Origin of the sequence: Nocardia sp. CA-128927, assembly GCF_050955855.1 — a bacterium.
In the GTDB taxonomy this organism is placed as follows: Bacteria; Actinomycetota; Actinomycetes; order Mycobacteriales; family Mycobacteriaceae; genus Nocardia.
The window spans coordinates 6724263-6748799 of sequence record NZ_CP192087.1 but is presented as its reverse complement, the minus strand read 5'-3'; the positions used below and the strand labels follow the sequence as shown (position 1 = coordinate 6748799).

The window sequence follows — 24537 nt, the reverse complement described above, 5'->3', positions numbered from 1 at the left end:
GCACAAGAGAAGTCGGGAAACAAATGTTTACGGAAACGTTTGTTTCCGCTATGGTCGAGGGGATCGCAGCGTCGCGAAGGGACGGCCGTCATGAGTCTTCTGGTTCCCCCGAAAGTCACCGATGTGCAAGGGGATGTCCGTCGCTTACGTGCGCGAGTCGCGAAACGCGCGCAGACACTGGGGGCTCGCCTCGCCGACAAGTATCCGTCCGCCGCGCGTCCGCTGGCGGATCCGCCGCCGGGAAGCGGATTGCGTCCCGTGCCCGGTGATTTCGGTGCTCCGGGAATCGGCTACACCCTGCACGCGCTGACCGACCCGATCAGCTTGGCGCGCAACCGCTTCGAGCGTTACGGACCGGTGAACTGGATGGGTGTCCTCGGTCGCCCGATGGTCGGCGTCAGCAGCCCCGCGTCCATCGAGGCCGTGCTGATGGATCGCGACAAGGTCTTCTCGGCGCAACGCGGCTGGGAGTTCTTGATCGGCCCGTTCTTTCGCGGTGGGTTGCTGCTGCGGGATTTCGACGAGCATCTGTTCCACCGCCGGATCATGCAGCAGGCGTTCACCCGGCCCCGGTTGGTCGGCTATCTGGACCTGACCACCCCGCGGATCACCCGCGATATCGCCGGGTGGCGACCGAGCGAGCACTTCCCGCTCTTCGACGCGATCAAGCAGATCCTGCTCGCGCAGGCCACCGAGGTCTTCGCCGGAGCCGAACTCGGCCCCGAAAGTGTGGTGCTGGAACGGGCTTTCGAGGACGCCGTGCACGGCGGGGCGGCGCTCGTCCGCACCAATGTGCCCGGTGGCGTGTGGTCCCGCGGCATTCGTGGACGACGCATCCTCGGCGACTACTTCCGGCGCGAGTTGCCCACCAAGCGCGCGGGCGATGGCACCGACCTGTTCAGTGTGCTGTGCCACGCCGAAACCGATGAGGGACACACCTTCTCGGATGCGGAGGTGATCGAGCACATGATCTTCGTGATGATGGCCGCGCACGACACCAGCACGATTGCCGCGTCGATGCTCGCCTACGAACTCGCCCGCAACCCGGACTGGCAGGACCGGCTGCGCGCCGAATCCCGCGCGCTCGGCAAGCCGACTCTCGACTACGCCGACCTCGATCGACTACCCGGCCTCGACCTGGCCTTCAAGGAAGCGCTGCGCATGTATTCGCCGGTGGCGCAGCAGATTCGCGAAACCGTCCAGGACACCGACATTCTCGGCTACTACGTGCCGAAGGGCACGCTCATCATGGTCGGCGCGTACCCGATGATGCGTACCGAGGACTACTGGCACAACCCCGATGTCTTCGACCCGGAGCGGTTCGCCGCCGACCGCCGCGAGGACAAAACGCACCGCCTGGCCTGGGCCCCGTTCGGCGGCGGTGCACACAAATGCATCGGCCTGTACTTCGGCGGCATGACCGTCAAAGCCGTTCTGCACCAGATGTTGTTGCAATACAGCTGGTCCGTGCGACCTGGTTACCAGGTTCCGTTGATCGCGGGCACCGGACCGATGCCGGCCGACGGCCTGCCCATCCGACTGGAACGACTGCCGTCATGAAGATCGTCGCCGACCGCACCCGCTGCGAAGGCCACGGCATGTGTGAGGCCCTGGCGCCCAACCTGTTCCGCGTCGGCGACGACGGGATCGTCGAACCGTTCGCCGACGCCATCGACGAGAGCGACCGCGACCTCATCCAACTCGCGGTGGACAGCTGTCCGGTGGAGGCGCTGCGCCTCGGCTGAATGATCACGGAAACCTCTGGGCGGCGCGGAATCCCAGTGGCTGACATCTGGGCGAGATCAAGAGTTTGGAACCTTTGCGGCGAGGCATTCCCTGTCCGAATACGACAGGCTCGGCAAGGAGGTACAGGTGTCGTCTGGAGTGTTGATCATTGTGATCGTTCTGGTCGTCCTCGCGGCGTTGGTCGTCGCGTTATTGGTCTGGCCGATGGTGCGCAGGCAGCGGCTGCGCAGCAAGTTCGGCCCGGAGTACGACCGGACGGTCGAGGAACACGACGACCGCCGGGCGGCCGAACGTGAACTGGCCGAACGCGAAAAGCGTCATGCCGAGCTGGAACTGCGCGCGCTGACATCGGAGCAGAAGCAGCTCTACACCGCGGAGTGGGTCGAGGTGCAGGAACGGTTCATCGACGATCCGGCCGAGGCGCTGCAGGCCGCCGATCGGCTGCTGACCACGGTGATGTCCCAACGCGGATATCCCACCGAGAACTTCGACCAGCAGGTCGCCGACCTCTCGGTCGAGCACGCGGCACCGCTCGGTCACTACCGCGCCGCACACGAGATCGCCACCAGGGCGACCGGCACCGAGGTGTCCACCGAGGACCGGCGCACCGCCATCGTGCACTACCGAGACCTGTTCCAGGACTTGCTCAACGGTGCGGGCGACGACAAGAAGACAGCCGACAAGAAGTCCGAGCACGACAAGAAAGCACTGTCATGAGCACCGAATACGAGCGCACCGTGCATTCCGACAAGTCCACCGAGGATGTCCCCACGAGCGAGCAGGAATCGTCCTGGCAGGGGGACCGCGACGAAACAGAAAGCGAGCGGGTCGCCGATGAGAACGCGGCCGACCACACGAGCACGACAACGGACGACGGCGAAGCCGAGCGCGCGACGGACCTGGACGTCGAACCGGAACACGTGAGCACAACGGAGTACGGCACGGAACAGGAGCACGCGACCGCGACCGAGTACAGCGCGGAGCCGGAGCGTGCGACGTCGGCGAACGCGGGTGCGGGATCCGCGACCACGGCTGATTACGAAGCGCAGCCTGCGGAGACGACCACCGCGGATTACGACTACGACGCGCAGCCGACCGCGACCAGCGATGTCGAAGTGGATCAGGCGGCAGGAGATACCGAAGCGGATCAGGTGGTACCCGTCGCGGCACCGGAACAGTCGACCACCGCGGGCAATGGCGCTGAGCGGCAACAGACTTCGCTCGACGACGTCGGTGCTCCGCTCTTCGTCGACACCGACCTCGACCGCCTGCGCACCCAATGGCGTGAGGTGCAGGGCACCTTCGTCGACAACCCCCGGGACGCGGTCACCCAGGCCGATCAGATCGTCACGGACGTCATCTACCAGTTGACCACCGCTATCGCGGAACGTAAGCGGGTGCTCGAGGAGCGCACCTCCGGCGCCACGGACTCGGATACCGAAGACCTGCGTCAGGCGCTGCGCGGTTATCGGGGCTTCTTCCGTCGGTTGTTGTCGATCGAGTCGTGAGCCTCACCAGCGGAAAGCGTTGCCCATGAACTTGTTTCGATTGCCGACCGACCGGATCGACCAGGTGGCCGATTGGGTCGCCAAGCAGGTGAACGCGCGGGTCCCCGCGGCCGACCCGGCCGAGCGGGATCCCGAATTCATCATCGACACGGTGGGTCCGGGCTGGTTGTTCGCGCGGCTGTACTTCCGCGCGGACGTCCGCGGTCTCGACCGGATCCCGGCCGAGGGGCCGGTCCTGTTGGTGGGCAATCATTCCGGGGGCAACGTTTCACCGGAGGTCATGGTCGCGACGTTGGCGTTCGTGCGCCGGTTCGGTCCGCACCGCCCGTTCTATCAGTTGGCGCACGACATGGTGATGGCCTATCCGGTCATCGGTACATTGTTGCGCCGCTTCGGCACGGTCGGTGCGGACCCGGACAGCGCGCGGCAGGTGCTCCGCGACGGGGCAGTCGTGCTCGTGTATCCCGGTGGTGACTGGGAGGTGCACCGGCCGACCTGGAAAGAGGACGAGATCGACTTCGCGGGCCGGACCGGGTTTCTCCAATTGGCCTGGGACGAAAACGTTCCGATCGTGCCGATGGTCAACATCGGTGCCCAGCAGACCGCGTTGATGCTGACGCGTGGGGACCGGCTGGCCCGGTTGCTGCGGCTGGATCAGATGTTGCGGCTGAAGGTGTTTCCCATTTCACTCGCCCTGCCGTGGGGGCTCAATGTCGGTGATCTCGCCGGGCATATTCCGTTGCCGAGCAAGGTCACCGTCGAGTTCCTCGACCCGATCGATCTGCGGGCCGAGCTCGGTCCGGAGTTGGATCTGGGGGCGGCCTATGAGCACGTCACCGGTGTCATGCAGGACGCGTTGAGCGGTCTCGCGGACGAGCGTGGACTACCGATTGTCGGCTGATCGGTTGGGCCGCAGGCGATTCAGCTCGTGCCGGGGAGCGCCTGCGCGACGAACATGTAGCTCTTCTCCTCGACCCGCCGCGCGATCCGCCACTCGCCGTCGACGCGGGCGAACGTATCCAAGTACCAGAGCCCGCACAGCATGAGGCTCGACGGCCCGTCGCCGCCGGACAGCATCATCGGGTTGTGACACATGGTCCGCCCGGTGGCGGTGTCGCCGTCGATGGTGATCGAGGAATTGCTGATGAGGTGTTGGAAGGCAGGGAAATTCGGCAACATGGCGGCGAGGAACTTCTTCGTCGCCGCCACGTCACCGGCCGATCCGCCCATCGCGGTGTAATCGATGTGCGCGTCATCGGTGAAGATGTCGTCCAGCAGATCCCACTGTCCGGTGTCGACCGCGTGGGAGTACCGGACCATCAGGTCCTGGATCTCCAGGCGGTCCGAAATCTCTGGTAGGGACAGCATGTTTGCCTCCGAATTGCGCCGATCGTCTCGGCGCTATGCCACCAGGCGCGAGCCCGGGAATCAATAGCTGGACTTCAGTGTCGCAGCGGTGGCGGAGGCGAGAAGGTGTTATGCCTTGTGCGGCAGGATGGTCAGTACAAGCGCGAGCCCGGCAGCGATGCTGGCGAGCGCGAGGACCGTGGTGGTAGCAGACTGCGTAAGAGCGGCGATGCCGATCGAAAAGGCAAGGCAGGTAGCGAATGCCAGCACCGCGGTCCCCGGCTCCACGCCGGCGATCCGGGCTGGTCGGTGATCCGTCGATGTCATACATCTCTTAGTACCCAATCGGGTCCGTTACGAAACCGTGACTGTTGAATCGCCGGTTCGGCGGCTCGCCTGGACATCGATACGGTGGTACTTCCGGTCGCGCCACTGGTGGGGGAATCGGACGAGACGGGCATCACACGCTGTACCCGCGTTGGCAGAGTTAGGCAGCGCTAACTTAAGCTCTCGTTCCGTGACTTCGCTCGACACGACCCGTACGGCCGCGGTACCGCGCCGAATCCCGATGCTGATGCTCGGGTTTGCCGCATTGCTGCTGTGCGTCGTGTTGAGCCTGGCCCTCGGCGCTCGTTCGGTCCCGATCGGCACGGTCGTGCAGGCACTACTCGGCGACGGCAACAGCCGCGACGCGATGGTGGTCACCGGCATGCGACTGCCGCGCACGCTGGTCGGGCTGGCAGTCGGTGCCGCGCTCGGTCTCGCGGGCGTTCTCGTGCAAGGCATCACTCGTAATCCGCTCGCCTCGCCGACAACTCTCGGCATCAACGCAGGTGCCGGGCTTGCCGTGGTGATCGCCATCTACGCGTTGCGGTTGCACGAACCCGTCGAATACGTGGGGTTCGCGTTCGTCGGCGCTGCCGCTGCCGCACTGTTCACACTGACGCTCGGGCGCCGGGCGGGGGACTTGGATCCGGTCCGGCTCGTCCTCGGCGGCACCGTCTTGCAGTTGGTGCTCGTCTCGTGGACGTCGGCCGTGCTGCTGTTCAGCGAACGCACCCTGGACGAGGCGCGCTTCTGGCTCGCCGGTTCGATCGCCGAACGCGACCTCGGCGTGCTGGTGCCGATGCTGCCGATGCTGGTCATCGGCTTGGTGATCGGCCTGGTGATCGCGCCCGCGCTCAACACCCTCGCCCTCGGTGACGAAGCGGCGGAGGCGCTGGGCATGCCGGTGGGGCGAATCCGGCTGGCGGGCATGGTGGCGGTGGTGCTGCTCGCCGGATCCGCGGTCGCGGTGGCCGGGCCGATCGCCTTCATCGGGTTGGCCGCGCCGCACCTGGTTCGGCTGGTGCTCGGCGGCGATCATCGGGTGCTGGTGCCCGGCTGCCTGATCGCGGGTCCGCTGCTGTTGCTCGGCGCCGACATTCTCGGCAGGCTCGTCGCGCGGCCGTCCGAGCTGGAGGTCGGCATCGTCACCGCGTTCCTCGGTGCGCCGCTGCTCGCTGTGCTCGCTCGGCGGACGGCACGATGATCGACACGACGCCGCTGCGCAACGGCCGAACAGCGCTACGTCTCAGGCGATCTGACGGGCCGTCGAAGCCGGGCACATCGAATGTCCGTGTGCGACAGCGCAGGCGCGCGATCCTGATCGGCCTGGTGTGCGGTCTGCTGATCGTCGTCTTGTCGACCGTGGCCCTCAGCGTCGGCGAGGTCGAGATGTCGGCGACGACGGCATTGCGCGCCGCGTTCGGCTTCGGTGATCAGGGCGAGGTGTACATCGTCCAGGAGTTCCGTGCCCCACGCCTGGCGGCCGCGCTGCTCGCGGGCGCGGGACTGGCCACGTCAGGTGCCTTGCTGCAGCGGCTGTTTCGCAATCCGCTGGCCTCGCCCGACGTCATGGGCGTGACCGGCGGCGCGTCCTTCGGGTCGGTGCTCGTCCTGGCGCTCGGTGCGAGTCAGACGTTCATCCCGCTGGGTGCGCTCGGCGGTGGCCTGCTCGCCGCGGTGCTGCTCGGCGTGCTCGGTTGGCGATCCGGGCTACCGGTGACCCGCCTCGTACTGGTCGGGTTGGCCGTGCAGGCCGGGTTGGCCGCGGCCGTGAACCTGATGGTGGTGCGCTTCCCGAAAGAGCTTGCCGGGTCGGCGGTTCAATGGACCACCGGCTCGCTCTACGGGCGCACCTGGCCGGAGATCCAGGGTGCCGCGGCGGCCTGCGTGGTTGTGCTGACGCTGCTGTATCTGCAATACCGGACACTGTCGGTGCTCGATCTCGGCGACGAGTCGGCGGGCACGCTCGGCGTCCGGGTGTCCTACGCCCGCCTGGCGCTGCTCAGCACCACCATCGCACTCGCCGCGCTGGCCGCCGCCCTCACCGGGCCGATTTCGTTTGTGGCGCTGGCGGTTCCGCATCTCGTGCGGCGGCTCGCCGGACCGCCCACCGCCGTCACGCTCACCGTCACCGGACTGGCCGGTGCGACGCTGCTGCTCGCCTGCGACCTGATCGTGCAGCACGCGTTGCCGATCGAGGGGTTGCCCGTCGGTGTCGTCACGGCCACGGTCGGCGCCCCGTGGTTGCTCATTCTGATGCTCCGTGAGAGCGCACCCGTCTCCAGGAGGACCGCATGAGTGACACCCGCGAAGCAGACCTAGCGGCGGCCGGTAGCAACGAATTGGCCGCGCGGGCAGTCGATCTGCGCTACGGGGACCGCGTCGTGATCGATGGGCTCGATCTGGTGCTGCCCGGCGACTCGGTCACCGCGATCGTCGGACCGAACGCCTGCGGAAAGTCCACCCTGCTGCGCGGTCTCACCCGCCTGCTGCGTCCGTCCGGCGGCACGGTCACCCTCGACGGCGCCGATATCCACCGAATGTCGGCCCGGGCGTTGGCCTTACGGATGGGTCTGCTGCCGCAGCAGCCGATCACGCCGGAGTCCATCACCGTCGAGGCGCTGGTACGGCTCGGGCGCTATCCGCACCAGCGGTTGTTGCGGCCGTGGTCGGCCACCGACCAGTCCGCCGTCGAGGATGCGTTGCGGCGCACCGGAACCACCGAGTTGCGCGACCAACAGGTCGATCAGCTCTCCGGCGGTCAACGGCAACGCGCGTGGATCGCACTGGCATTGGCTCAGGACACCGACCTGCTGCTGCTCGACGAGCCGACCACCTTCCTCGATCTGCGCCACCAGCGCGACGTGCTCGACCTGGTCGCCGACCTGCACGCCGAGGCGGGCCGCACCGTCGTGATGGTGCTGCACGATCTCGGCCAGGCCGCCCGATACGCGGACCACCTGGTGGTGCTGCACGAGGGACGACTGGCCGCCGCCGGACCACCCGCCGAAGTGCTGGACGCCGAACTCGTCCGCACCGTCTTCGGCGTCGACTGCCTGGTCATGCCCGACCCGGAAACCGGTACCCCGCTTGTTGTTCCACGCAGCCGGGCCGCCCGGCTGGCCGCCGCTCACCCCTGAGCGCGGACCCCATTGCGTCGCCTCACCAGAGCTGATGCGCCACCACTCGAGAGATGAGGGACTGCATATGTCCACACGACGATTCCGCAGCCGCGGACTCGGTCGAATCGGTATCGCGACACTTGTTGCGGCGGTGGGCCTGTCCTGCCTCGCGGCCTGTGGCAACGACACCGCAAGCACGGATTCCACTGCGTCGGCGGCGGATTCGACCAGCTTCCCGCGCACCCTGGACACGCTGATGGGCAAGGTGACCATTCCGCACGCGCCCAAGCGCGTGGTGGTGCTCGACACCGCCGAGCTGGACTCGGTCACCATGCTCGGCATCAAGCCGGTCGGCGCGGTCATCCCGCACACCAAGACCAAGGGCGGATTCCCGGAATACCTGGCGGACAAGGTCGATGGCGCGACCGACGTCGGTCCGCTGCTCGAGCCGAATCTCGAGCGGATCGCCTCGCTGAAGCCCGACCTGATCCTGTCCTCGAAGGTCCGGCACGAGAAGATCTACGGCAAGCTCAGCGGCATCGCACCGACCGTGTTCACCGAAACCACCGGTGGCCCTTGGAAAGCGAACCTCGCGGTGCACGGCAAGGCACTCGGACTCGAGCAACAGGCCGCCGACGCGTTGACGAGCTACGAGGGTCGCGCCCGCACGCTCGGCGACGCCATCAAGGCGAAGAACAACGGCACGCTGCCCACCGCCTCGGTCGTCCGGTTCCTGGCCGGTCCGACCCGGCTGTACCAGAGCAACTCCTTCAGCGGTGTGGTGCTGGCCGACATCGGTCTGCGGCGGCCCGCCTCGCAGGTCTCCACCGATCCGGCGAAGACCATGAAGGACGTCAGTGCCGAGCAGATCGATCAGGCCGATGCCGACCTGATTTTCATTGCGACCATTGATGATCCGGGCAAGACCGAGAAGGGCCCGGTCACCACCAGCCCCGTCTGGTGTGACCTGCCCGCGGTGAAGAACGGCAAGGCCATCGACGTGCTGGACGAGACCTGGATGTCCGGCATCGGTATCCAGGCCGCCGATCAGATGCTCGCCGACGTGGCCAAGGCGACCGGCGTCAAGTAGTCCACCGGTCGAACGGGACATCGCTGCGCGCGATGTCCCGTTGGGTCGTTGGCTACTGGAGTGTGCCGTCGTAATCGGGGAGTTTGTAAGTACGTTCGGCGTGACCACCGTTGAGGTCGGTCCAGTTGTTGCCGACGTTCTGGATGATCGTGTAGCCGTCGTCCTCGATCTGCACGCGGTAGGCGGTCTTCATCTCCTGCTTGCCGCGGGAGTCGCCGGGCGTGCGGTGGTAGATGGTGTGCACGGGTAATCCGGCCCGCTCCAACGCGATTCGCGTCTTGGAGGGCTTGCTGGTCGAGGCGTAGTTCCGGTTGGTGATGTAGAAGATCGCCACGCCGCTCTGCTCGGCCTGCTTGGCGAGTTTCAACGAACCGTCGACGGCCGGGATGTTGTCGCGGTCGATCGCGAAATCGGTGGCGAGGGTGGTGTCGTCGATGTCGAAGACGATGGCCAGCTTGCCGCCCTGGGCGACGCGGCCGCTCATATCGGCGGACGCGGTGGACAGCGCGGTGTCGACATCCCGGAGCCACCGTTCCGGGTCGATGCCCTTGTAGGTCTGCATACCGTCGGTGCGCGCGGCGGTGGCGGTGCCCGCGCCGAGGACGGTGCACGCCATCAGCATGGCGACAGCGGTCAGGACGAGTCGTGCGATTCTCGACTGCACTCGTAGAACCTTTCCCTGCTTGTCGATCGTTGTCATGGACGACGGCAGGCTATGACCGTGTGCTTGCCCCCGAGGGGTGCGCAAGTGAACGAGTTGTGAATGCCCTGGCAGTGGGCTCAGCTACCTGTTGTCCCCAGATGGTGGGGACGCGTAAGTGGAGTACAGAAGTACGCCAACGACGACGAGCTCTGGCGACATGTCAACGGCGAGAACACCGATGGCGCCGACATCGTCATGTGGTACGTCGCGCACCTCTCCCACGAGGCGCACGACGGCGGCGACGAATGGCACGTCTGCGGCCCGATCCTGCGCCAGTTCGGCTACTGACCCGACTGCGCGCCCCGCGAGCTTGGGAAGCGGCCGAGACCCGCATCGGCGACGATGCGGGTCTCACGGACAGCTATGTCTTAGACGGTCCGGCGGCGGACGGTGCGTTCGAGGATGCCGAGGGTGGCTTTGAGGGCGGACTCGGGGACTACCGGGAAAGTGAGGCGCTGCTTCCACTTCTCGTCGATTTCCGACCAGTCGTAGTACGACGTGACGAGGGTGCCGTCTTCGGCGGGCTCCAGTCGGTAGCCGTAGATGTGGCGGACGGGTGGGCGGATCTGGCCTTCTACGGTCCAGGCGATCTCTTCGTTCCGGGTGAACTTGGTGATGACGACCTCGACGTCGTATTTGCCTAAGGGGAAGTCGCCGAGGGCTTCTCGGTCCATGTGGACCAGGAAACGGTCGCCGGTCTGTTCGACCGGTTTGCCTTCGGCGTCGAGGAGCATGCCCGACGCGTCGATTTCCACGTGGCCCTGCGGGTCGGTGAGTACCGCGAAGATGGTGTCGGCGGGGGCGGGGATGAGGCGGGAGACCTCGACTCGCTGGGTGGTTTCGACCGCGGGCGGCGTCTCTGCTGTGGCAGTCAGGACCGCGCGGCCGAGGATGTGGCCCGCGATGTTGAAGCCGAGGTAGGCGGGCGTGGCTTCGGTTGAGACGCCGAGGGATTCGACATCGAGGGCGTGCACCACGATGAAGTAGCGGTGCCTGCCGTGGCCGGCGGGCGGGGCCGCGCCGATGAAGTGGGCGACCCGGGCGTCGTTGGGCAACTGGTAGGCGCCCTCGGGCAGACCCGAGCCGGTGTCGTCGCCTGCACCCTCGGGCAGTTCGGTGACGGTGGCGGGGATATCGGCGACCGCCCAGTGCCAGAACCCGGAGCCGGTGGGGGCGTCGGGGTCGTAGACGGTGACGGCGAAACTCTTGGTGCCTTCGGGGGCACCGCTCCAGGACAACTGCGGCGAGACATCCTTGCCGCCGGGGAGGCTGGCGGAGAGCTGCTCGGGCGACCAGGGGGCGCCGTTGGCGACAGAGGTGCTGGTAACGGTGAAGGAGGCCGCCTCGGGTAGGCGAGCGAAGGGGTCGTTGGCGCTCATCGCGTCGTTCCTTTCGGGCCGTGCTGTGGAGTGGCGGTGCTGCGGCCGACTGTAGGCCGCGGCGTCGCATAGGGGCGACACCATCACCGCTGAATCGACCATAGCATAGATAATCGATTATCTGACAGATCGTCTATAGTGATGGCATGACCGGGACGACCGATACCTCGACCTCGTCGGGCAAACAGATGCTCACCGAGCAGGTCTACACCCATCTGCGGGACGCGATCATGCGCGGGGAGTACGCCCCGGGCGACGCTCTCAAACCCCAAGATCTCGCGAAGGAACTGGGCGTGAGCCTGGCTGTCGTCCGCGAGGCGTTGGTGCGGGTTGTCGGCGACGGCCTCGCCGACCGGCTGCACAATCGTGGCTTCGCCGTCCCTGCCTTCTCCGACCGACGTTGGCAGGATGTCGCGGAAGCCCGCCGAACGATCGAACCTGTCCTGCTGCGCATGTCGATCGAACGCGGCGATGTCGAATGGGAGTCTCGGGTCCGAGCCGCGCACCACCGGCTGACCCGCACCCCGGCGTTCGACGACGGCAAGTTCTACAGCGAGGCATGGTCCGAAGCTCACCGGGTCTTCCATCGCACCCTGCTCGAGGGCTGCGGCAACTCCGTTCTGCTGGAGACCTTCGACCGGATGTGGATCGCGAGCGAACTGACGCGCCGCTGGTCCGGACACCGCAACCCCGACCGCGACGGCGCCGAAGAACACCGCAGCCTGGAGGCGGCGGCGCTGGCCCGCGACGCCGACGCCGCGGCCGAGACACTGACGCGGCACCTCACGCTGACCGCGGCCGGACTGACCGACGACCAACACGCGTAGCAACGCTCAGAGCGGGAGGCCGCCCCGGAGGCGGCCGACGGCGGTGACGATCGCCGAGGATTGGATGGTGACCAGGCTGTGCACCGGAATCGGCTGACCGGGCGCGTTGGTTTCGATATCGGTGCACCACTTCTCGAAGACTGCCGCGAAATGCGCGCGTTCCGCCGCCACTTCGGCGGACGGCTCGTGGCGTAGCTCCTCGTCGAGTAGACGCAGCAGCATGCCGCCCGCGCGCAGTCGAGCGACGCCGATCCAGACATAGTTCTCGATGAAGATCTCGCCAAGGGTCGCGGTGCACGACTCGGTGGCGGAACGTTTGGCGATGGCGTTTCCACGCAGGGCGCGCACGGTGTCGGTCAACGCCCGTTCGAAGGGGCTCCGGCCGGTCAGCCGTTCAGATATCCGATCGAGCACGCCCGACACGATGTCGGCGATTTCCTCGTAAGCGGTTGCGGTGGAACACAGTACGCTCGCCAGCGAGTGACCGCTAGGAGTGTTGTCGGTGACGCGCGAGTCGACCCACATCGGCAATTCGCAGACGAGCAAAGCGGTTCCGTGGGGCGTCGCGTAATCGCGGATGCCGCCGCCGTACATCATCGCCAGCGGCTCGACCCCGTCGGCGACCAACGTTTCGGCTATCCGCTGGAACGACGGAAGTTCGAAAACCCCAGGCGCCCAGGTGCTCGCCCCGGGCACGTCGGGCTCCCCGTCGTAGATCGGCACACCCGCCGTGGTCAGCTGGTCCGTGAGTTCCGTCCAGTAATCGGGATCGCCGCCGGTGGTGTAGAAGAACCCCCCGCCGAAATCGGCGTTGTGCAGCGACACGATCAACCCGGGGCGGGTCCGATCGATCAGGCCCATCAGCGCCCGGGTTTCCGGCAGCGGCGTGCCCACTGCGGTTCCGCGCCAACTGGTCGGGAAACACCACTCCGGCTGCTCGGCCGCGGGCGGACGGTAGAAGTCGCGCGCGACGCCGGTCCTGGTCCGTGCCGCGGCGAACCAGCCCTCGTTGAGCCGCGTGCCGTCCGGATCGAGACACAGCACGAAATGCCAGGTGGCGCCGAGGGTTTGCGCGTCGTCCGCGGTCAGCCTGCCGAGCAGGTGGCGGATCGTCGCCATCCCGATCGGTTCGTTCGGATGCGGGTTCCCGATGACGACCACTTGCCTGGCCCCCGAGCCGACCCGGACCTCCCGAATCGGATCACCCCCGCGCGATCTGCCTATCTCGGTGACCGTCACCCGACCCGGCACCGCGTCGACCAGCTTGTCGACGTACTCGCTCAGTTCATCAACCGTGGGAAACGAGTCGATCCGCTCGACCGCACCGACGATCTTGCTTACCTGATCCACCACCGAACCTCATCCTCCGCGCCCTTATCCATAGTGGGCGCGGAGGGCGGCCTACGGGCCAGTTTGCCCCCAGCAGAACGGATTCCGCCGGATCGGCAAACCTCCTAACATCCGATGATCGAACCACCGGGCCACCTAGCGGGGGACTGCGAAGGAAGGTGGCGCGTCGGCCTCGGCGGTGCCGAACTCCGGGCCGGGTTCGGCACCCATGGTGACGTCGAGGCGGCCGCCGGACAGGGCGAACGATTCGGGCAGCCACGCCTTGGTGGTGTACTCGCCGTCGACCCGCAATGCGCGAATGTAGGGCGTGGCATCGTCGGCGTCGGGGGCACTGATGGTGAACTGCTCGCCGGACGAGCGGTGGATATCGGCCCTCGTGAACGCCGGTCCGTGCACGAAAAGCTCAGCGCGGCCGGGGATTACGGGGTAGATACCGAGCGAGGCCCAGACGTACCAGGCCGACATGGTGCCGAGATCGTCGTTACCGACCAGGCCGTTCGGGGTGGGGCCGAACAGTTCGTTGCGGGCGCGCCGGACCACGTCCTGGGTGCGGTAGGGCAGCCCGGCCCACGCGTACAGCCACGGCGTTTGCAGTGTCGGCTCGTTGCCGAGGTAGGCGTACGGGGCGTGCGGGCCTGCGTTCAACTGGGTGAAGAAGGTGTCCAGCCGCCCGGCCGCCTTGGCTCGACCGCCCATCATGTCGAAGAGGGCGCGGACATCGTGGAAGGTCATCCAATGGTATTGCGCGCCATTGCCTTCCACGTATCCGTCGGTGCCTGCCGGATCGAACAGCAGGCCGAACAGGCCCTCGGCGGAGCGGGGTTGCAGCCAGCCGGTGCGCGGGTTGTACAGGTGCTGCCAGCCATGCGAGCTGCGCAGGAACTTCTCGTTGACCGCGCGGTCGCCGAGCCGCTGCGCCAGCTGCGAGATGCCGAAGTCGGCGATGTTGTATTCGAGGGTGTCGGACACCTGGCCGGGCACCCAGCCGAGCCGCTGGTACTGGTCGTTGCTCGGCCGCTCGGTGTAGCCGGCCTTCTCACCGACGCGTTCGGCGCCCGCGACCATCGAGGCGAGCGCGCCCTCGGCATCGAAGTCGCGTGCCCCGAACGCGTACGCGCTGGCCACGATCGAGTGGTACGGGTCGCCGTTCATCACACCGGTGATGGTGTTCTGGTGCGACCAGCGGTCCCACACGTCGCCGAGGACGTGCGCGTTGTCGTACATCGACTGGGCGATGTCGGAGGCCACGTCGGGTGCCAGCCACGCGAGCAGTTGGGCTTCGCTGCGGTAGATATCCCAGCCGGAGAAGGTGGCGTAGTAGTGGTGTCCGGGACGCACCTGATGCGTTTCGCCATCGAATCCGGTGTAGCTGCCGTCGACGTCGTCGAAGATGTAGGGCTGGAGAAACACGTGGTAGAGCGCGGAATAGAAGGTGCGCAACCGATCCTGATCGCCGCCGGTCACCTGGATCTGATCGAGCCTGCGCCGCCACGCGTCCCGCGCGTCCACCCGGACGGTGTCGAAGTCCTTCGCGCCGATCTCTGCGGTGAGATTGCGGCGGGCGCCGTCGAGGCTGACGTAGGACAGCCCCGTGCGCATCTGCACCGGCTGATCGGAGTCGAATTGCAGGAAGAGACCGGTGCCGAGGCCGTTGCTGGCGATGTCGCCGGAGTTCGTGCGCCGGCTCGGCGCCGCGCCGCGGGTGGTGGTCGTGCCCGGCTTGATGACGTCGTCCTTCCAGCTGCCCGACGCCTTGATCGGGCGGTCGAAGGTGGCCTGGAAGTAGACCCGGTATCGGGTGCGCGCGCCGCAGAACCCGCCGGTCAGGGCCCAGCCGGACACGGTGTTGCCGTCGATGGTGATCTCGGCGTCGTCGACCCCGTTGACCGAGCCGGTGACGTCGAGCAGCAGCGTGCCCGGCTTGTCCTTCGGGAAGGTGAAGCGGGCGACACCGGCCCTGGCCGACGCGGTGAGCTCGGTCTGTACGCCGGAGTCGGTGGTGACGCGGTAGTAGCCCGGGCTGGCCTGCTCGTTGGCGTGATCGAAGGTCTGCAGGTAACCCGCACCGTCGACGGCCGGTGACCGGCCGATGATCCCCGACACCGGCAATACCGGAAAGTCTTGTGCGCCAGTGCAACCGGGGCCGGAGATGTGCGTCATCGAGAACCCGTACAGCCGGTTGTCCTCGTATTTGTAACCACCGCCCGCGGTGCGCACCGTATCCGGGCTCCACTGCATCATCCCGAACGGTGTCACCGCGCCGGGAAAGGTCATCCCCGCCCCGCCGCCGTGCCCGAAATCGGGCCCGCCGTCCTGTGTCCCGACGAACGGATTCACATACCTACTGGAATCGGCCACGGTCTCAGCGTGCGCCACAACGGGAATCAAGGGAAGCAACAATGGAACAACGATGCCGACAAGACGGCGACGCGACATACCTCTCCTCGACGAGCGTCCGACAACGTTGCCCCGGTGCGCGTCCCATCCTGGCAGCCAGCCGGGTGCCTGAACCGTCCGACACGCCGCTGATCAGCGCATTTGTGGTTTCACACCGACGGAAGTGCGTACCGGTCGCTGGCTACGCACAGGCGGCCGACCCGCTTTCGTGGCTTCGAGAACGCGCTGCCGGTTATGCACGCTGTGCGTGCACAACCGTGGCGGGCAATCAGTGCCCGAGAGTGATCTCATTGTCGCGCAAGGTATCCCGCAGGTCGTCGATCCGGAGGATTTCATGGATCCAGGTGGGTGCGGTGGGTTGGCGGAGTACCGCCGCCCGCACGGCCGCGGCGGTCACCACAGCGGTCGCCACGGACTGGCCGCGACCGGCCGCCCAGCGGGCCGAGCTGTTCGATGAGCGCGCGAGCACAACCCACTTGTCGCTGCCCGGCATCCGTTTCGGCGCCAGCGCTCGCAGTGCCGGTGCCTTGGTGAGGAGGGTGAGTCCCATCGTGGCGAGACGCGTGTCCATCCGTAGATAGGTGCGGACCGGGACGCCGAATTCGCGGGTGAGGCGGTGCTGGTCAGCGAAATCGGCACGCAGGGCGGCGGCCGGTTTGTATCCGGACTCTTTCGGTACCTCGAATCGTTGCGGCCTGGTGAAGTTTCGGATGGCGGTGCCGTCCGGGTCGGGAAAGTGTTGTCCCAGTAGGCCGTACGTCCACGCGGTCGCGGCGGCGCCGTGCTGCTCGCCGGATCCGAGGCCGATCATGATGTCGACCGGGCCGCGGTGGCCGGACAAGACGTCCACGGCGAGCAGGGTGGTCAGGCCGGGCGCCAAACCGACGCCGAGCACGACCGGGCCGGTGACCTGCTCCAAGCTCTGCACGTACGCGCTGGTGGCGGAGATATCGAGGAACGGAATTCCGCGCCCGGCGCACACTTCGGCCAGCCGGACGTCCTCGGCGCCCGCGCAATTGACCACTGCGGCAACGCCATCCAACGCTTTCGCGAAACTGTCGATGTCGGATAGATCGAGCACCACGTCAGCGCGTGCAGGGTCCCGCCCAGCGGCTAACGCCGACAATCCGTCCGCCCGGAGCAGTCGAACGACGTGCTCGCCGACCGCTCCGTATCCTCCCAACACCAACACGTTCATCGGGACCCCTCCGGATGTAGTTGCACCGTAAGGACATGGTCCAGGTGCGCTACCCCACAGTAGTGAGAAGTGGGGTCCTCGACTTACGGTTTCGTGGCGGCGATCCGGGTAGCAATGTCTTATGGACCTCTCGGAACGTTTCGAATGGCAGGGGCGGCAGATCGCGTGGGGGAGCGTCGGGCAGGGCCCGGCCGTCGTGTTCTGCCACGGCACCCCGTGGTCGTCGCTGCTGTGGCAGCCCTTCGCCGAGGCCTCGAGCGGCGATTTCACCGTTTACGTATGGGACATGCCTGGATACGGGCAATCGTCGAAGCGGCCCGAGGATGCCGTCGACTTCGGCAGTCAGACCTCGGCGTTCGCCGCTTTGCTCGAACACTGGCGGCTCGATCGCCCGCACGTCATCGCGCACGACTTCGGTGGCGCGGTGTCACTGCGCGCGCATCTGATCCACGGCGTGCCGTACCGGTCGCTGATGCTCGTCGACGTCGTCGCCATTCCGCCGAGCGGATCGCCGTTCTTCCAGTTCGTGCAGGAGAACCCCGACTTGCTCGGGCAGCTACCCGCTTACATCCACGCCGCGATTGTGCGGGCGCACATCCAGGGGGCGAGTCATCGCGGTCTGCGCGAGGACGACCTCGACGCGTTGGTCGCACCCTGGACAGGAGCGGACGGGCAACCGGCTTTCTATCGCCAGATAGCCGACTACGACGAACGCTTCCTGGCGGAAAACGAGCGGCGACTCGGCGAGATCGACCTCCCGGTCCGCGTGCTGTGGGGCAGCGAGGATACGTGGATCCCCGCTGCCCTAGCCCATAAACTGACCGATCTCATCCCCGGCGCGACGCTCCGGTTGATCAGTGACTCGGGACATCTCATGCAATACGACGCCCCGATTCCGCTGACCGACGAGATCAGAAGCTGGCTCGGTCGGAACTGATCAGAGCAGCCACGGGTTCATCGAGCAGACCGGCGCGGGGTGGGTCGCCGGGTTGAGCGCGCGCAGCGCGAGGGAGACCGCGCGGGGCGAGTAGAGCATCGAGTTGTGGTCGGAGATGTCCTGAACGCAGCCGTCTTGCAGGAGCACATCGTCGACCGTCGCGCCGGGACCGGCCGCCAGGTAGGTACGGGTGAATGGGCTGGACACCTCGTCGTAGCGGTCCGCGACGATCGTGTACTCGACGCCGGACATCGTGTCGCCGCCCTCGTTGAGCTCGGCGAGCACCGGCGATCCGATGAGCTGCTGGATGCCCGCGTGGCCGATGAGCGCCTCGGTCGGCGTCGAAAGATCAAGTCCCATCGTGTTTTTGAAGACACCGAGGAGGCTGCCCAGACCGCTGAGCGTGGTGCCGTGGTTGGTGGCGCCGAAGGTAATGAGCTTCTTCACCTTGTTCGCCGCCGGGTCATCGGCGTTCGCGCCGCCGTCGAACTTCAGGTACTGGCGTGCCACTACGCCGCCCTGGGAGTGGCCGATCATGTCGACCTGCCCCGTCCCGGTTGCGGCGAGGACCCGGTCGACGAAGACCGCGAGCTGTTTCGCCGAGTCCTCGATGTAGCCGGTGGCGCCGATGGTGGGCTGGTTGAGCCCGGCGCCCGCGACATTGGCGCGGCCGTAGTTGAAGGTGAAGACGCAGTAGCCGGCCTTGGCGAGTTGCGGGGACATGTAGGAGTAGGCGCCGAACGCGCTGGCCCAGGTCCCGTGCACCAGCACGACCGGGCGCGGGTGCGCGTCGTCGGGCTTGCAGGCCCAGTTGTTGGACCCTTGCGGAGCGACGTCCGGATTGACGAGTCCGTAGGCGAAGGCCGCGGCCTCGTCGGTCAGCACCGGGCCGTACCCGACGGTGTCGGCGGCGTGCGTTTCCGAGACCGGGCCCGGATCCCCAACGGCCACCGCGGCATTGAGCCCTAATCCGACAATCGCGGCTGCCATGATCGCCGCGATGCTGCGCGACGAACGGAGGATGCTTCTCATTTGCTGGTTCCTAGGAAGAGGGGTGCTGTAGGCACAGGTGTGTAGAGGGGGACTGCTATTGGAATAGAAACTGGTCGTACGACCAGTTGAAGGAAGATTAGAGGCAATTCGCTAGGAATTAGCCGTGACTACTTTCACGCCGCGATGGTCACGGCCGACCGGTAAGAGCGCACGGCCGGTCGACGTGCGAATCAGCACGTACGGTCGAAACTTTCCTCACCCACAGTTCACGCAACGTTTCACCAGTTCAGCACTGTCGAACGCACGTTGTTGCGCAGGTCCGCGAGTCGCAGAAGATCCGCACCCTGTCTCGGGATCCGTACTCGGAATAGGGCCCTAAAGCAGGAGCAGATCCCGAGAGAGGGTGCGGATCTCGCTGGAGATCACGCAACCCGCGTGGGTTAGCTGCGGGGCGGCGAGGCAGCGGTGTGCCGTCGACCGCGGGCCGGAGGGTTCAGCTGGCGCGATGGTGGATGGGGCGGACACCGGCGAGGGCGCGCAAGGCGTCGGCGCGGGAGATGGGTTGGTCGTCGGCGAGGGCCGCGAGTTCGACGGCGAGCCAGTCGCGGATGAGTTCGCTCATGGTGATGCCGCGGGCCTGGGCTTCGGCCTTGATGGATTGGTCCATGTCGAGGGGTATGCGCAGGGATCGCACCACCATGATGTCTTCGCCGGGCGCCATCGGCGGCGGCACGTCGGCCTCGCGCACCGGTGCGTCGTCGAAGACGAGGCTGTCCATCAACTCGTCCACCCCCTGGGGGGTGGCGGGGAAGTTGTTGTCGCCCATCACTGGTTCTCCTGTTCCCACTTTTCGAACTCGGTTACCTGCTCCGGGCTCATCGTTCGGGCGGCGACGATCTGCCATTGCCAGGGCTCGGCCTGGCGCAGGCCGACGATCAGCGGTCGACCCGCGGCCGTCCGGCCCCAGATCGTCAGCATCTCCATGCCCGCAGTGCCCCGGCCACGCCGTGGCCATCGTCGCTGCTTGGTCAGCACCTGCATCACCTCGTTCGGAGAGATCCCGATGAGCATGTCCAACGCCCAATCAGGCCACTCGAAACCCACACCAGCCATAATACGCGCGTATTACGCCTGGTGGCTATAGGTGGGTCAGCGCGCGCCGAGTTCGGCGCGGCGGCGGTCGAGCAGACGCAGGATCATCGGGGTGAAGATGAGCTGCATCGCGAGGTCCATCTTGCCGCCGGGGCAGACGATGGTGTTCGGCCGCGACATGAACGAGTCGTGCAGCATGCCGAGCAGGTAGGAGAAATCGATGTTGTTCGGGTCGCGGAATCGGATGATCAAGAAGGATTCGTCGGCCGTCGGAATCGTCCTGGCGATGAACGGATTCGAGGTGTCCACCATGGGGACGCGTTGGAAGTTGACGTCCGTGCAGGAGAACTGCCGGCACATGTAGTTGAGGTAGTCGGGCATGCGCCGCAGGATGGTGTCGGTGACCGCCTCGGAGGTGTATCCGCGAACCATCTTGTCGCGGTGCAGTTTCTGGATCCATTCGAGGTTGATCACCGGGACGACGCCGATGCGCAGGTCGGCATGCCGGGCGACGTCCACCTCGTCGGTGACGATCGCGCCGTGTAGTCCCTCGTAGAACAGCATGTCGGAATCGGCGGGCAGCTCCTCCCACGGCGTGAACGTACCCGGTTGCTGGCCATACGGTTTCGCCTCTTCGGCGTCGTGCAGATAGCGGCGGATCTTGCCGGACCCGGTCTCGCCGTAGTGCCGGAACAACTCCTCGAGATCATCGAAAAGGTTTGCCGCAGGGCCGAAGTGACTGAACGCATGGTCGCCGCGCGCCTGTGCCTCGGCCATCGCGGTCTTCATCGCCACCCGGTCGTAGCGGTGGAAGCTGTCGCCCTCGACGAAGGCCACATCGACGTGCTCGCGGCGGAAGATCTGCTCGAAGGTGTGCATCACCGAGGTGGTGCCCGCGCCGGACGAACCGGTCACCGAGACGATCGGATGCATGCGGGACATCAGCGCAAGACCTGCCTCAACCGGCCGCTCGGAACAGTCCGCGGCCGCCGTACAGCGGCCAGGCGCAGGCACTGTCGTTGTGCTCGCGGTGATATCGGTCGATGCGCGCCACCTCGTCGGTCGCCCCGAAGACGAACGGAATGCGTTGGTGCAGACCGTCCGGGACGACGTCGAGCACGCGTTCCCGCCCGGTGCTCGCCGCGCCACCGGCCTGTTCGATCAGGAAGGACATCGGATTGGCCTCGTAGAGCAGCCGCAGCCGCCCCGGTCGCGTCGGGTCTTTCGAATCGCGGGGGTAGAGGAACACGCCGCCGCGGGTGAGGATGCGGTGCGTCTCGGCGACGAGCGACGCGATCCACCGCATGTTGAAGTCCTTACCGCGCGGACCCGGTTTGCCCGCCAGGCATTCGTTGACATAGCGCTGTACGGCCGGTTCCCAGAAGCGCTGATTCGACGCGTTGATCGCGAATTCGGCAGCGGTGTGCGGGATTTGGATCATCGGGCGGGTGAGGATGAATTCGCCAAGCCCCCGATCGAGCGTGAAGGCGTGCACGCCCGTGCCGACCGTCAGCACCAGCATGGTCGACGGACCGTAGATCGCGTACCCGGCGCACACCTGCGCGGTGCCGGGCTGGAGGAAGTCCGCGGTGATCGCGTCCACGCCGGGGTTGGGCGCGCGCAGGATCGAAAAGATGCTGCCGATAGAGACATTCACGTCGATGTTGGAAGACCCGTCGAGCGGATCGAACAACAGCAGGTACTTCCCTCGCGGGTATCCGGACGGCAGCACATACGGTTCCGCCAGCTCCTCGGACACCATCCCCGCGACCTGCCCGCTCCACTCGGTGGCGCGCAGAAAGTAGTCGTTCGCGATGATGTCGAGCTTCTGCTGCACCTCACCCTGCACATTCGTCCGGTCCGCGGCACCGAGCACGCCGGACAGCGCACCGATGGCGACCCGATTCGCGATGGCCTTGCAGGCGAGTGCGACCTCGAGTATCAGCCCGTTCAAGTCGCCGCTGGCGCTCGGATGACGCCGCCGCTCCTCGATGAGGAATTGCACGAGCGTCGTGTGATCGGCGAGCATGGCCCGCACCTCCTGGAGTTCCGAAATCGCTAGTGCCCGTACCGCATCCGATACCGCTCCTTCTCGTACGCGGTGCTCTTGCTGCGATCGACAATCCCCGGATCCAAGCCGTGCTGGGTGAGCCGGAACCGCCGCCATACGTAGCTGTGCGCCACCGTGAAGATGACCATCGGGACCGCCATGATCACGATCATCTGCCACTTGATGTGCATCGGCCCGGGAAAGAGCAGCACGAATCCGTACAGCGGAATGAACGGCACGATGAAACGAACCAGATACCGTTCCATGGCAAATGGTCCGGTCAAGTCGTGCAGCACCCAGTCGTGCAGGTAGGACGGGAGTTCGCGGCCGAGGTTGTAGGCAATTCGCTGCCGCATTGTCGGAGTCTTCATAATCGTCGAGCATCCCCTTTCGTGCGGGCGATTCCATCCCCCTGCGGGGTGGCAGTCGGGGGGTGCCAACCCAATTCGCGATGCGCGGTCAAATGCGCGACCAGAAGTTCGGTGGATGCTGTCGCCGCCGTTTGGCTGACGACATGCCACGGCCGGTGCAACGGCGTTCCTGGCACGTCGATTTCGACGAGTGCGCCGGAATCCAATTCGCGGCGAACGGATTGGCGGGAAACAAGAGTGACGCCCAGTCCGGCCACGGCCGCGGCGACGACCGATCCATGTGATCCGAGCATCAATTGTGCCGGCGCTACGTCGAGTTCGCGCAACAATGATGCGGTGGTCTCCCGAGTGCCGGAACCAGGTTCCCGCAATAGCCAGGTAGTGCGTGCGAGGTCGAATTCCGTCGCGATATCCGGCGGACCGACGACGACCAACGTGTTGACGGAAACGGCCCGCACCGACGCATTCCGGAGATCGGCCGGCGGGCGACCGGCGACCACGAGATCGACCGCGTGCTGCGTCAGCAGCGGCCAAATGCGCCGTCCGGGAGCGACTTCGAGCCGCAGCACCACGCCGGGGTGCTTGGCCCGGAATGAGGCGAGCAGTGCGGGTATCAGCAGCTCGCCCGCGGTGACCACCGCCGCCATCCGAATCGAGCCCTGCTCGGGATCCGCCCGTCCGCGCGCGGCGAGAACCGCCTCGTCGTGTAATCCGATGATGCGGCGCGCGAAGTCGACGTAGGTCAGCCCGGCGGGCGTCAGCCGAACGCCGCGACCGTGCCGATCCACGAGCGCGGTGCCCACCTCGGCGCTCAGCGCGCTCACCGCCGAGGAGACCGCCGATTCGGTGACCACCAGCCGCTGGGCCGCACCACGCACCGAGCCTGCGGCATCCAGTTCGATGAGCGCGCGTAGTCGGGCGTTGGTCGTCATCGGTCAGGTGCGCTGGAGTTCGGTGCGCGACCGCACCGCCGCGGCATTGGCGCGCACCCGCTCGGCGAGCGCGGCCTGGCCGTCGGCGTATCTGTCGGCATGGCCGCGCCAGGCCAGCAGCGCCGGCGTGACGAGCGCGCGGCCGAAGGAGAAGGTCAACGGCCACGGGGTGCGCAGATGTTGGAGCGCCGCGAGATTCGCGGTGGCGCGTTCGGGTTCCTGTCCGCCGGAGAGGAAAGCGACGCCCGCGAGGTCATCGGGCCAGGCCTGCAACACCTTTCCGGTCACCGCGGCGACATCGGCCGGTACGGCTCGAGTGGGGTGGTCCGCGCCTTCGACGATCATGTTGGGCTTGAGCACCATCCCCGCCGGGTCGACATCGAGCAGCGCGAGCGCCGCGCGAACCTCCGCGTGCACGGCGGCGGTGATCTCCGCGCAACGGAGCTGGGAGTGGTTGCCGTTCATCACCACTTCCGGCTCGACGATCGGCACCAATCCGGCTTCCTGGCAGGCGGCGGCGTACCGAGCGAGGGCGGACGCGTTGACGGCGATGGCGCCGGGAGTCGGCGTGCTATCGGTAATCGTGTAGACCGCACGCCATTTCGCGAACCTCGCCCCGAGTTCGACGTAGTGGGCGAGCCTGGCGGGCAGGCCGTCGAGGCCCTCGGTCACGGTTTCGCCGGGCAGGCCTGGACAGGCTTTCGCCCCGGTGTCGACCTTGATGCCCGGCAAGATGCCGACAGCGCGCAGTGCCTCGGCGAATGGAATACTGTCGCCGCAGCGCTGATTGAGCGTTTCGTCGCACAGAATGATGCCGGAGACGCCGTCCGCGAGATCGGGCGTGGTCGCCAGCAGTTCCCGATAAGCGCGCCGATTCTCCGCTGTCCCTTCGACACCGGCTTTCACCAGCCGTGCCGACATGGTGCCGATGCTTTCGTCGGCGGCCAGTATCCCCTTGCCGGGCGCCAGCAACTGGGTCGCAATATCCCGGCACGTGCGCATCTGCATGTCCTCCCGATCGGTTCGACAAGGATCAAATCTACGAGCGGGCAGCCGATTACACATCACCCAGACGGGTGGCTTCGATGAGGACGCGAATCATGAAGTAATCACTGAAGTAATCGCGGAAAACTCTCAATAGACAGCTTCATTATCCGCGAGGAGTATT

26 protein-coding genes and 2 pseudogenes are annotated in these 24537 nt (G+C 66.5%); 12 read left to right on the top strand and 16 right to left on the bottom strand.

Translation table 11 applies throughout. The annotated features are described in order from the left end of the window. Window positions 1-90: 90 nt before the first annotated feature. From ACQPW1_RS30915 to ACQPW1_RS30895, 5 genes are all read left to right on the top strand, one after another. Window positions 91-1560, top strand: coding sequence for a cytochrome P450 (locus tag ACQPW1_RS30915; RefSeq protein WP_433655292.1), 1470 nt, complete (start codon window positions 91-93; stop codon window positions 1558-1560). Beyond that, window positions 1557-1745, top strand: a complete 189-nt coding sequence (locus ACQPW1_RS30910; RefSeq protein ID WP_433655291.1) for a ferredoxin — start codon at window positions 1557-1559, stop codon at window positions 1743-1745. Before ACQPW1_RS30915 ends, ACQPW1_RS30910 begins: the two co-directional genes overlap by 4 nt. Window positions 1746-1872: 127 nt before the next feature. After that, window positions 1873-2463 (top strand): hypothetical protein, encoded by a 591-nt coding sequence (locus ACQPW1_RS30905; protein ID WP_433655290.1) that lies wholly within the window; start codon window positions 1873-1875, stop codon window positions 2461-2463. Further along, entirely contained in the window at window positions 2460-3254 is a 795-nt protein-coding gene (locus ACQPW1_RS30900; protein ID WP_433655289.1) for a hypothetical protein, read from the top strand. Before ACQPW1_RS30905 ends, ACQPW1_RS30900 begins: the two co-directional genes overlap by 4 nt. A 25-nt stretch (window positions 3255-3279) precedes the next feature. Continuing rightward, window positions 3280-4155: a lysophospholipid acyltransferase family protein gene (locus ACQPW1_RS30895; protein WP_433655288.1), complete on the top strand. Its 876-nt coding sequence runs from the start codon at window positions 3280-3282 to the stop codon at window positions 4153-4155. Between the two features lie 20 nt (window positions 4156-4175). On the opposite strand, the gene ACQPW1_RS30890 is transcribed toward ACQPW1_RS30895, so the two are convergent. Beyond that, entirely contained in the window at window positions 4176-4622 is a 447-nt protein-coding gene (locus tag ACQPW1_RS30890) for a nuclear transport factor 2 family protein (protein ID WP_433655287.1), read from the bottom strand. Window positions 4623-4730: 108 nt separating this feature from the next. Then, entirely contained in the window at window positions 4731-4928 is a 198-nt protein-coding gene (locus tag ACQPW1_RS30885; RefSeq protein ID WP_433655286.1) for a hypothetical protein, read from the bottom strand. 190 nt (window positions 4929-5118) lie between these two features. On the opposite strand from ACQPW1_RS30885, the gene ACQPW1_RS30880 reads away from it, so the two are divergent. From ACQPW1_RS30880 to ACQPW1_RS30865, 4 genes are all read left to right on the top strand, one after another. Further along, window positions 5119-6132, top strand: coding sequence for a FecCD family ABC transporter permease (locus ACQPW1_RS30880; RefSeq protein ID WP_433655285.1), 1014 nt, complete (start codon window positions 5119-5121; stop codon window positions 6130-6132). 89 nt (window positions 6133-6221) lie between these two features. Further along, a complete protein-coding gene (locus tag ACQPW1_RS30875; RefSeq protein WP_433655284.1) occupies window positions 6222-7226 on the top strand; it encodes a FecCD family ABC transporter permease in 1005 nt (334 codons plus the stop codon). Then, window positions 7223-8068, top strand: a complete 846-nt coding sequence (locus tag ACQPW1_RS30870) for an ABC transporter ATP-binding protein (RefSeq protein WP_433655283.1) — start codon at window positions 7223-7225, stop codon at window positions 8066-8068. The genes ACQPW1_RS30875 and ACQPW1_RS30870 overlap by 4 nt, the downstream gene beginning before the upstream one ends. Window positions 8069-8135: 67 nt before the next feature. After that, window positions 8136-9140 (top strand): ABC transporter substrate-binding protein, encoded by a 1005-nt coding sequence (locus tag ACQPW1_RS30865; protein ID WP_433655282.1) that lies wholly within the window; start codon window positions 8136-8138, stop codon window positions 9138-9140. A 52-nt stretch (window positions 9141-9192) separates the two neighbouring features. Here ACQPW1_RS30865 and ACQPW1_RS30860 read toward each other — a convergent pair whose 3' ends face one another. Continuing rightward, window positions 9193-9804 (bottom strand): HAD family acid phosphatase, encoded by a 612-nt coding sequence (locus tag ACQPW1_RS30860; RefSeq protein ID WP_433655281.1) that lies wholly within the window; start codon window positions 9802-9804, stop codon window positions 9193-9195. Window positions 9805-9903: 99 nt separating this feature from the next. Here ACQPW1_RS30860 and ACQPW1_RS30855 point away from each other — a divergent pair, with 99 nt between their 5' ends. After that, window positions 9904-10131, top strand: a complete 228-nt coding sequence (locus ACQPW1_RS30855; protein ID WP_433655280.1) for a hypothetical protein — start codon at window positions 9904-9906, stop codon at window positions 10129-10131. A gap of 80 nt (window positions 10132-10211) precedes the next feature. Here the strand turns inward: ACQPW1_RS30855 and ACQPW1_RS30850 are convergent. Both ACQPW1_RS30850 and ACQPW1_RS30845 read right to left on the bottom strand, forming a co-directional pair. After that, window positions 10212-10664, bottom strand: a pseudogene (locus ACQPW1_RS30850) (SRPBCC family protein); the annotation flags it as partial. 30 nt (window positions 10665-10694) lie between these two features. Continuing rightward, window positions 10695-11222: pseudogene (locus ACQPW1_RS30845) on the bottom strand (YbhB/YbcL family Raf kinase inhibitor-like protein); the annotation flags it as partial. A 146-nt stretch (window positions 11223-11368) separates the two neighbouring features. On the opposite strand from ACQPW1_RS30845, the gene ACQPW1_RS30840 reads away from it, so the two are divergent. Then, window positions 11369-12049 carry a GntR family transcriptional regulator gene (locus tag ACQPW1_RS30840; RefSeq protein WP_433655279.1) on the top strand — a complete coding sequence of 227 codons (681 nt, stop codon included), beginning with the start codon at window positions 11369-11371 and terminating at the stop codon, window positions 12047-12049. Window positions 12050-12055: 6 nt separating this feature from the next. On the opposite strand, the gene ACQPW1_RS30835 is transcribed toward ACQPW1_RS30840, so the two are convergent. The 3 genes from ACQPW1_RS30835 to ACQPW1_RS30825 form a co-directional block, all read right to left on the bottom strand. Continuing rightward, window positions 12056-13402, bottom strand: coding sequence for a M14 family zinc carboxypeptidase (locus ACQPW1_RS30835; protein ID WP_433655278.1), 1347 nt, complete (start codon window positions 13400-13402; stop codon window positions 12056-12058). A gap of 132 nt (window positions 13403-13534) precedes the next feature. Further along, window positions 13535-15835 carry a GH92 family glycosyl hydrolase gene (locus ACQPW1_RS30830; protein WP_433655277.1) on the bottom strand — a complete coding sequence of 767 codons (2301 nt, stop codon included), beginning with the start codon at window positions 15833-15835 and terminating at the stop codon, window positions 13535-13537. Window positions 15836-16064: 229 nt separating this feature from the next. After that, entirely contained in the window at window positions 16065-16994 is a 930-nt protein-coding gene (locus ACQPW1_RS30825; protein ID WP_433655276.1) for an NAD-dependent epimerase/dehydratase family protein, read from the bottom strand. Between the two features lie 121 nt (window positions 16995-17115). On the opposite strand from ACQPW1_RS30825, the gene ACQPW1_RS30820 reads away from it, so the two are divergent. Next, window positions 17116-17931 (top strand): alpha/beta fold hydrolase, encoded by an 816-nt coding sequence (locus tag ACQPW1_RS30820; protein ID WP_433655275.1) that lies wholly within the window; start codon window positions 17116-17118, stop codon window positions 17929-17931. On the opposite strand, the gene ACQPW1_RS30815 is transcribed toward ACQPW1_RS30820, so the two are convergent. From ACQPW1_RS30815 to ACQPW1_RS30780, 8 genes are all read right to left on the bottom strand, one after another. Continuing rightward, complete coding sequence (locus ACQPW1_RS30815) at window positions 17932-18963, bottom strand: esterase/lipase family protein (RefSeq protein ID WP_433655274.1); 1032 nt, start codon at window positions 18961-18963, stop codon at window positions 17932-17934. It abuts the gene before it with no gap. A gap of 454 nt (window positions 18964-19417) precedes the next feature. Continuing rightward, window positions 19418-19750 carry a hypothetical protein gene (locus ACQPW1_RS30810; protein WP_357389695.1) on the bottom strand — a complete coding sequence of 111 codons (333 nt, stop codon included), beginning with the start codon at window positions 19748-19750 and terminating at the stop codon, window positions 19418-19420. Then, on the bottom strand, window positions 19750-20037 hold the full coding sequence (locus tag ACQPW1_RS30805) for a hypothetical protein (protein ID WP_433655273.1): 288 nt from the start codon (window positions 20035-20037) through the stop codon (window positions 19750-19752). The genes ACQPW1_RS30810 and ACQPW1_RS30805 overlap by 1 nt, the downstream gene beginning before the upstream one ends. Window positions 20038-20073: 36 nt before the next feature. Continuing rightward, the gene (locus tag ACQPW1_RS30800; protein ID WP_433655272.1) at window positions 20074-20958 is read right to left on the bottom strand and encodes a phosphoribulokinase; all 885 of its coding nucleotides are present in this window, start codon (window positions 20956-20958) and stop codon (window positions 20074-20076) included. Window positions 20959-20974: 16 nt separating this feature from the next. Continuing rightward, on the bottom strand, window positions 20975-22045 hold the full coding sequence (locus ACQPW1_RS30795) for a class 1 fructose-bisphosphatase (protein WP_433655271.1): 1071 nt from the start codon (window positions 22043-22045) through the stop codon (window positions 20975-20977). A 29-nt stretch (window positions 22046-22074) separates the two neighbouring features. Continuing rightward, a complete protein-coding gene (locus ACQPW1_RS30790) occupies window positions 22075-22422 on the bottom strand; it encodes a DUF5313 family protein (RefSeq protein WP_433655270.1) in 348 nt (115 codons plus the stop codon). Between the two features lie 11 nt (window positions 22423-22433). Further along, the gene (locus ACQPW1_RS30785; protein ID WP_433655269.1) at window positions 22434-23369 is read right to left on the bottom strand and encodes a LysR family transcriptional regulator; all 936 of its coding nucleotides are present in this window, start codon (window positions 23367-23369) and stop codon (window positions 22434-22436) included. 3 nt (window positions 23370-23372) lie between these two features. Further along, the gene (locus tag ACQPW1_RS30780; protein ID WP_433655268.1) at window positions 23373-24371 is read right to left on the bottom strand and encodes a class I fructose-bisphosphate aldolase; all 999 of its coding nucleotides are present in this window, start codon (window positions 24369-24371) and stop codon (window positions 23373-23375) included. Window positions 24372-24537 lie beyond the last annotated feature (166 nt).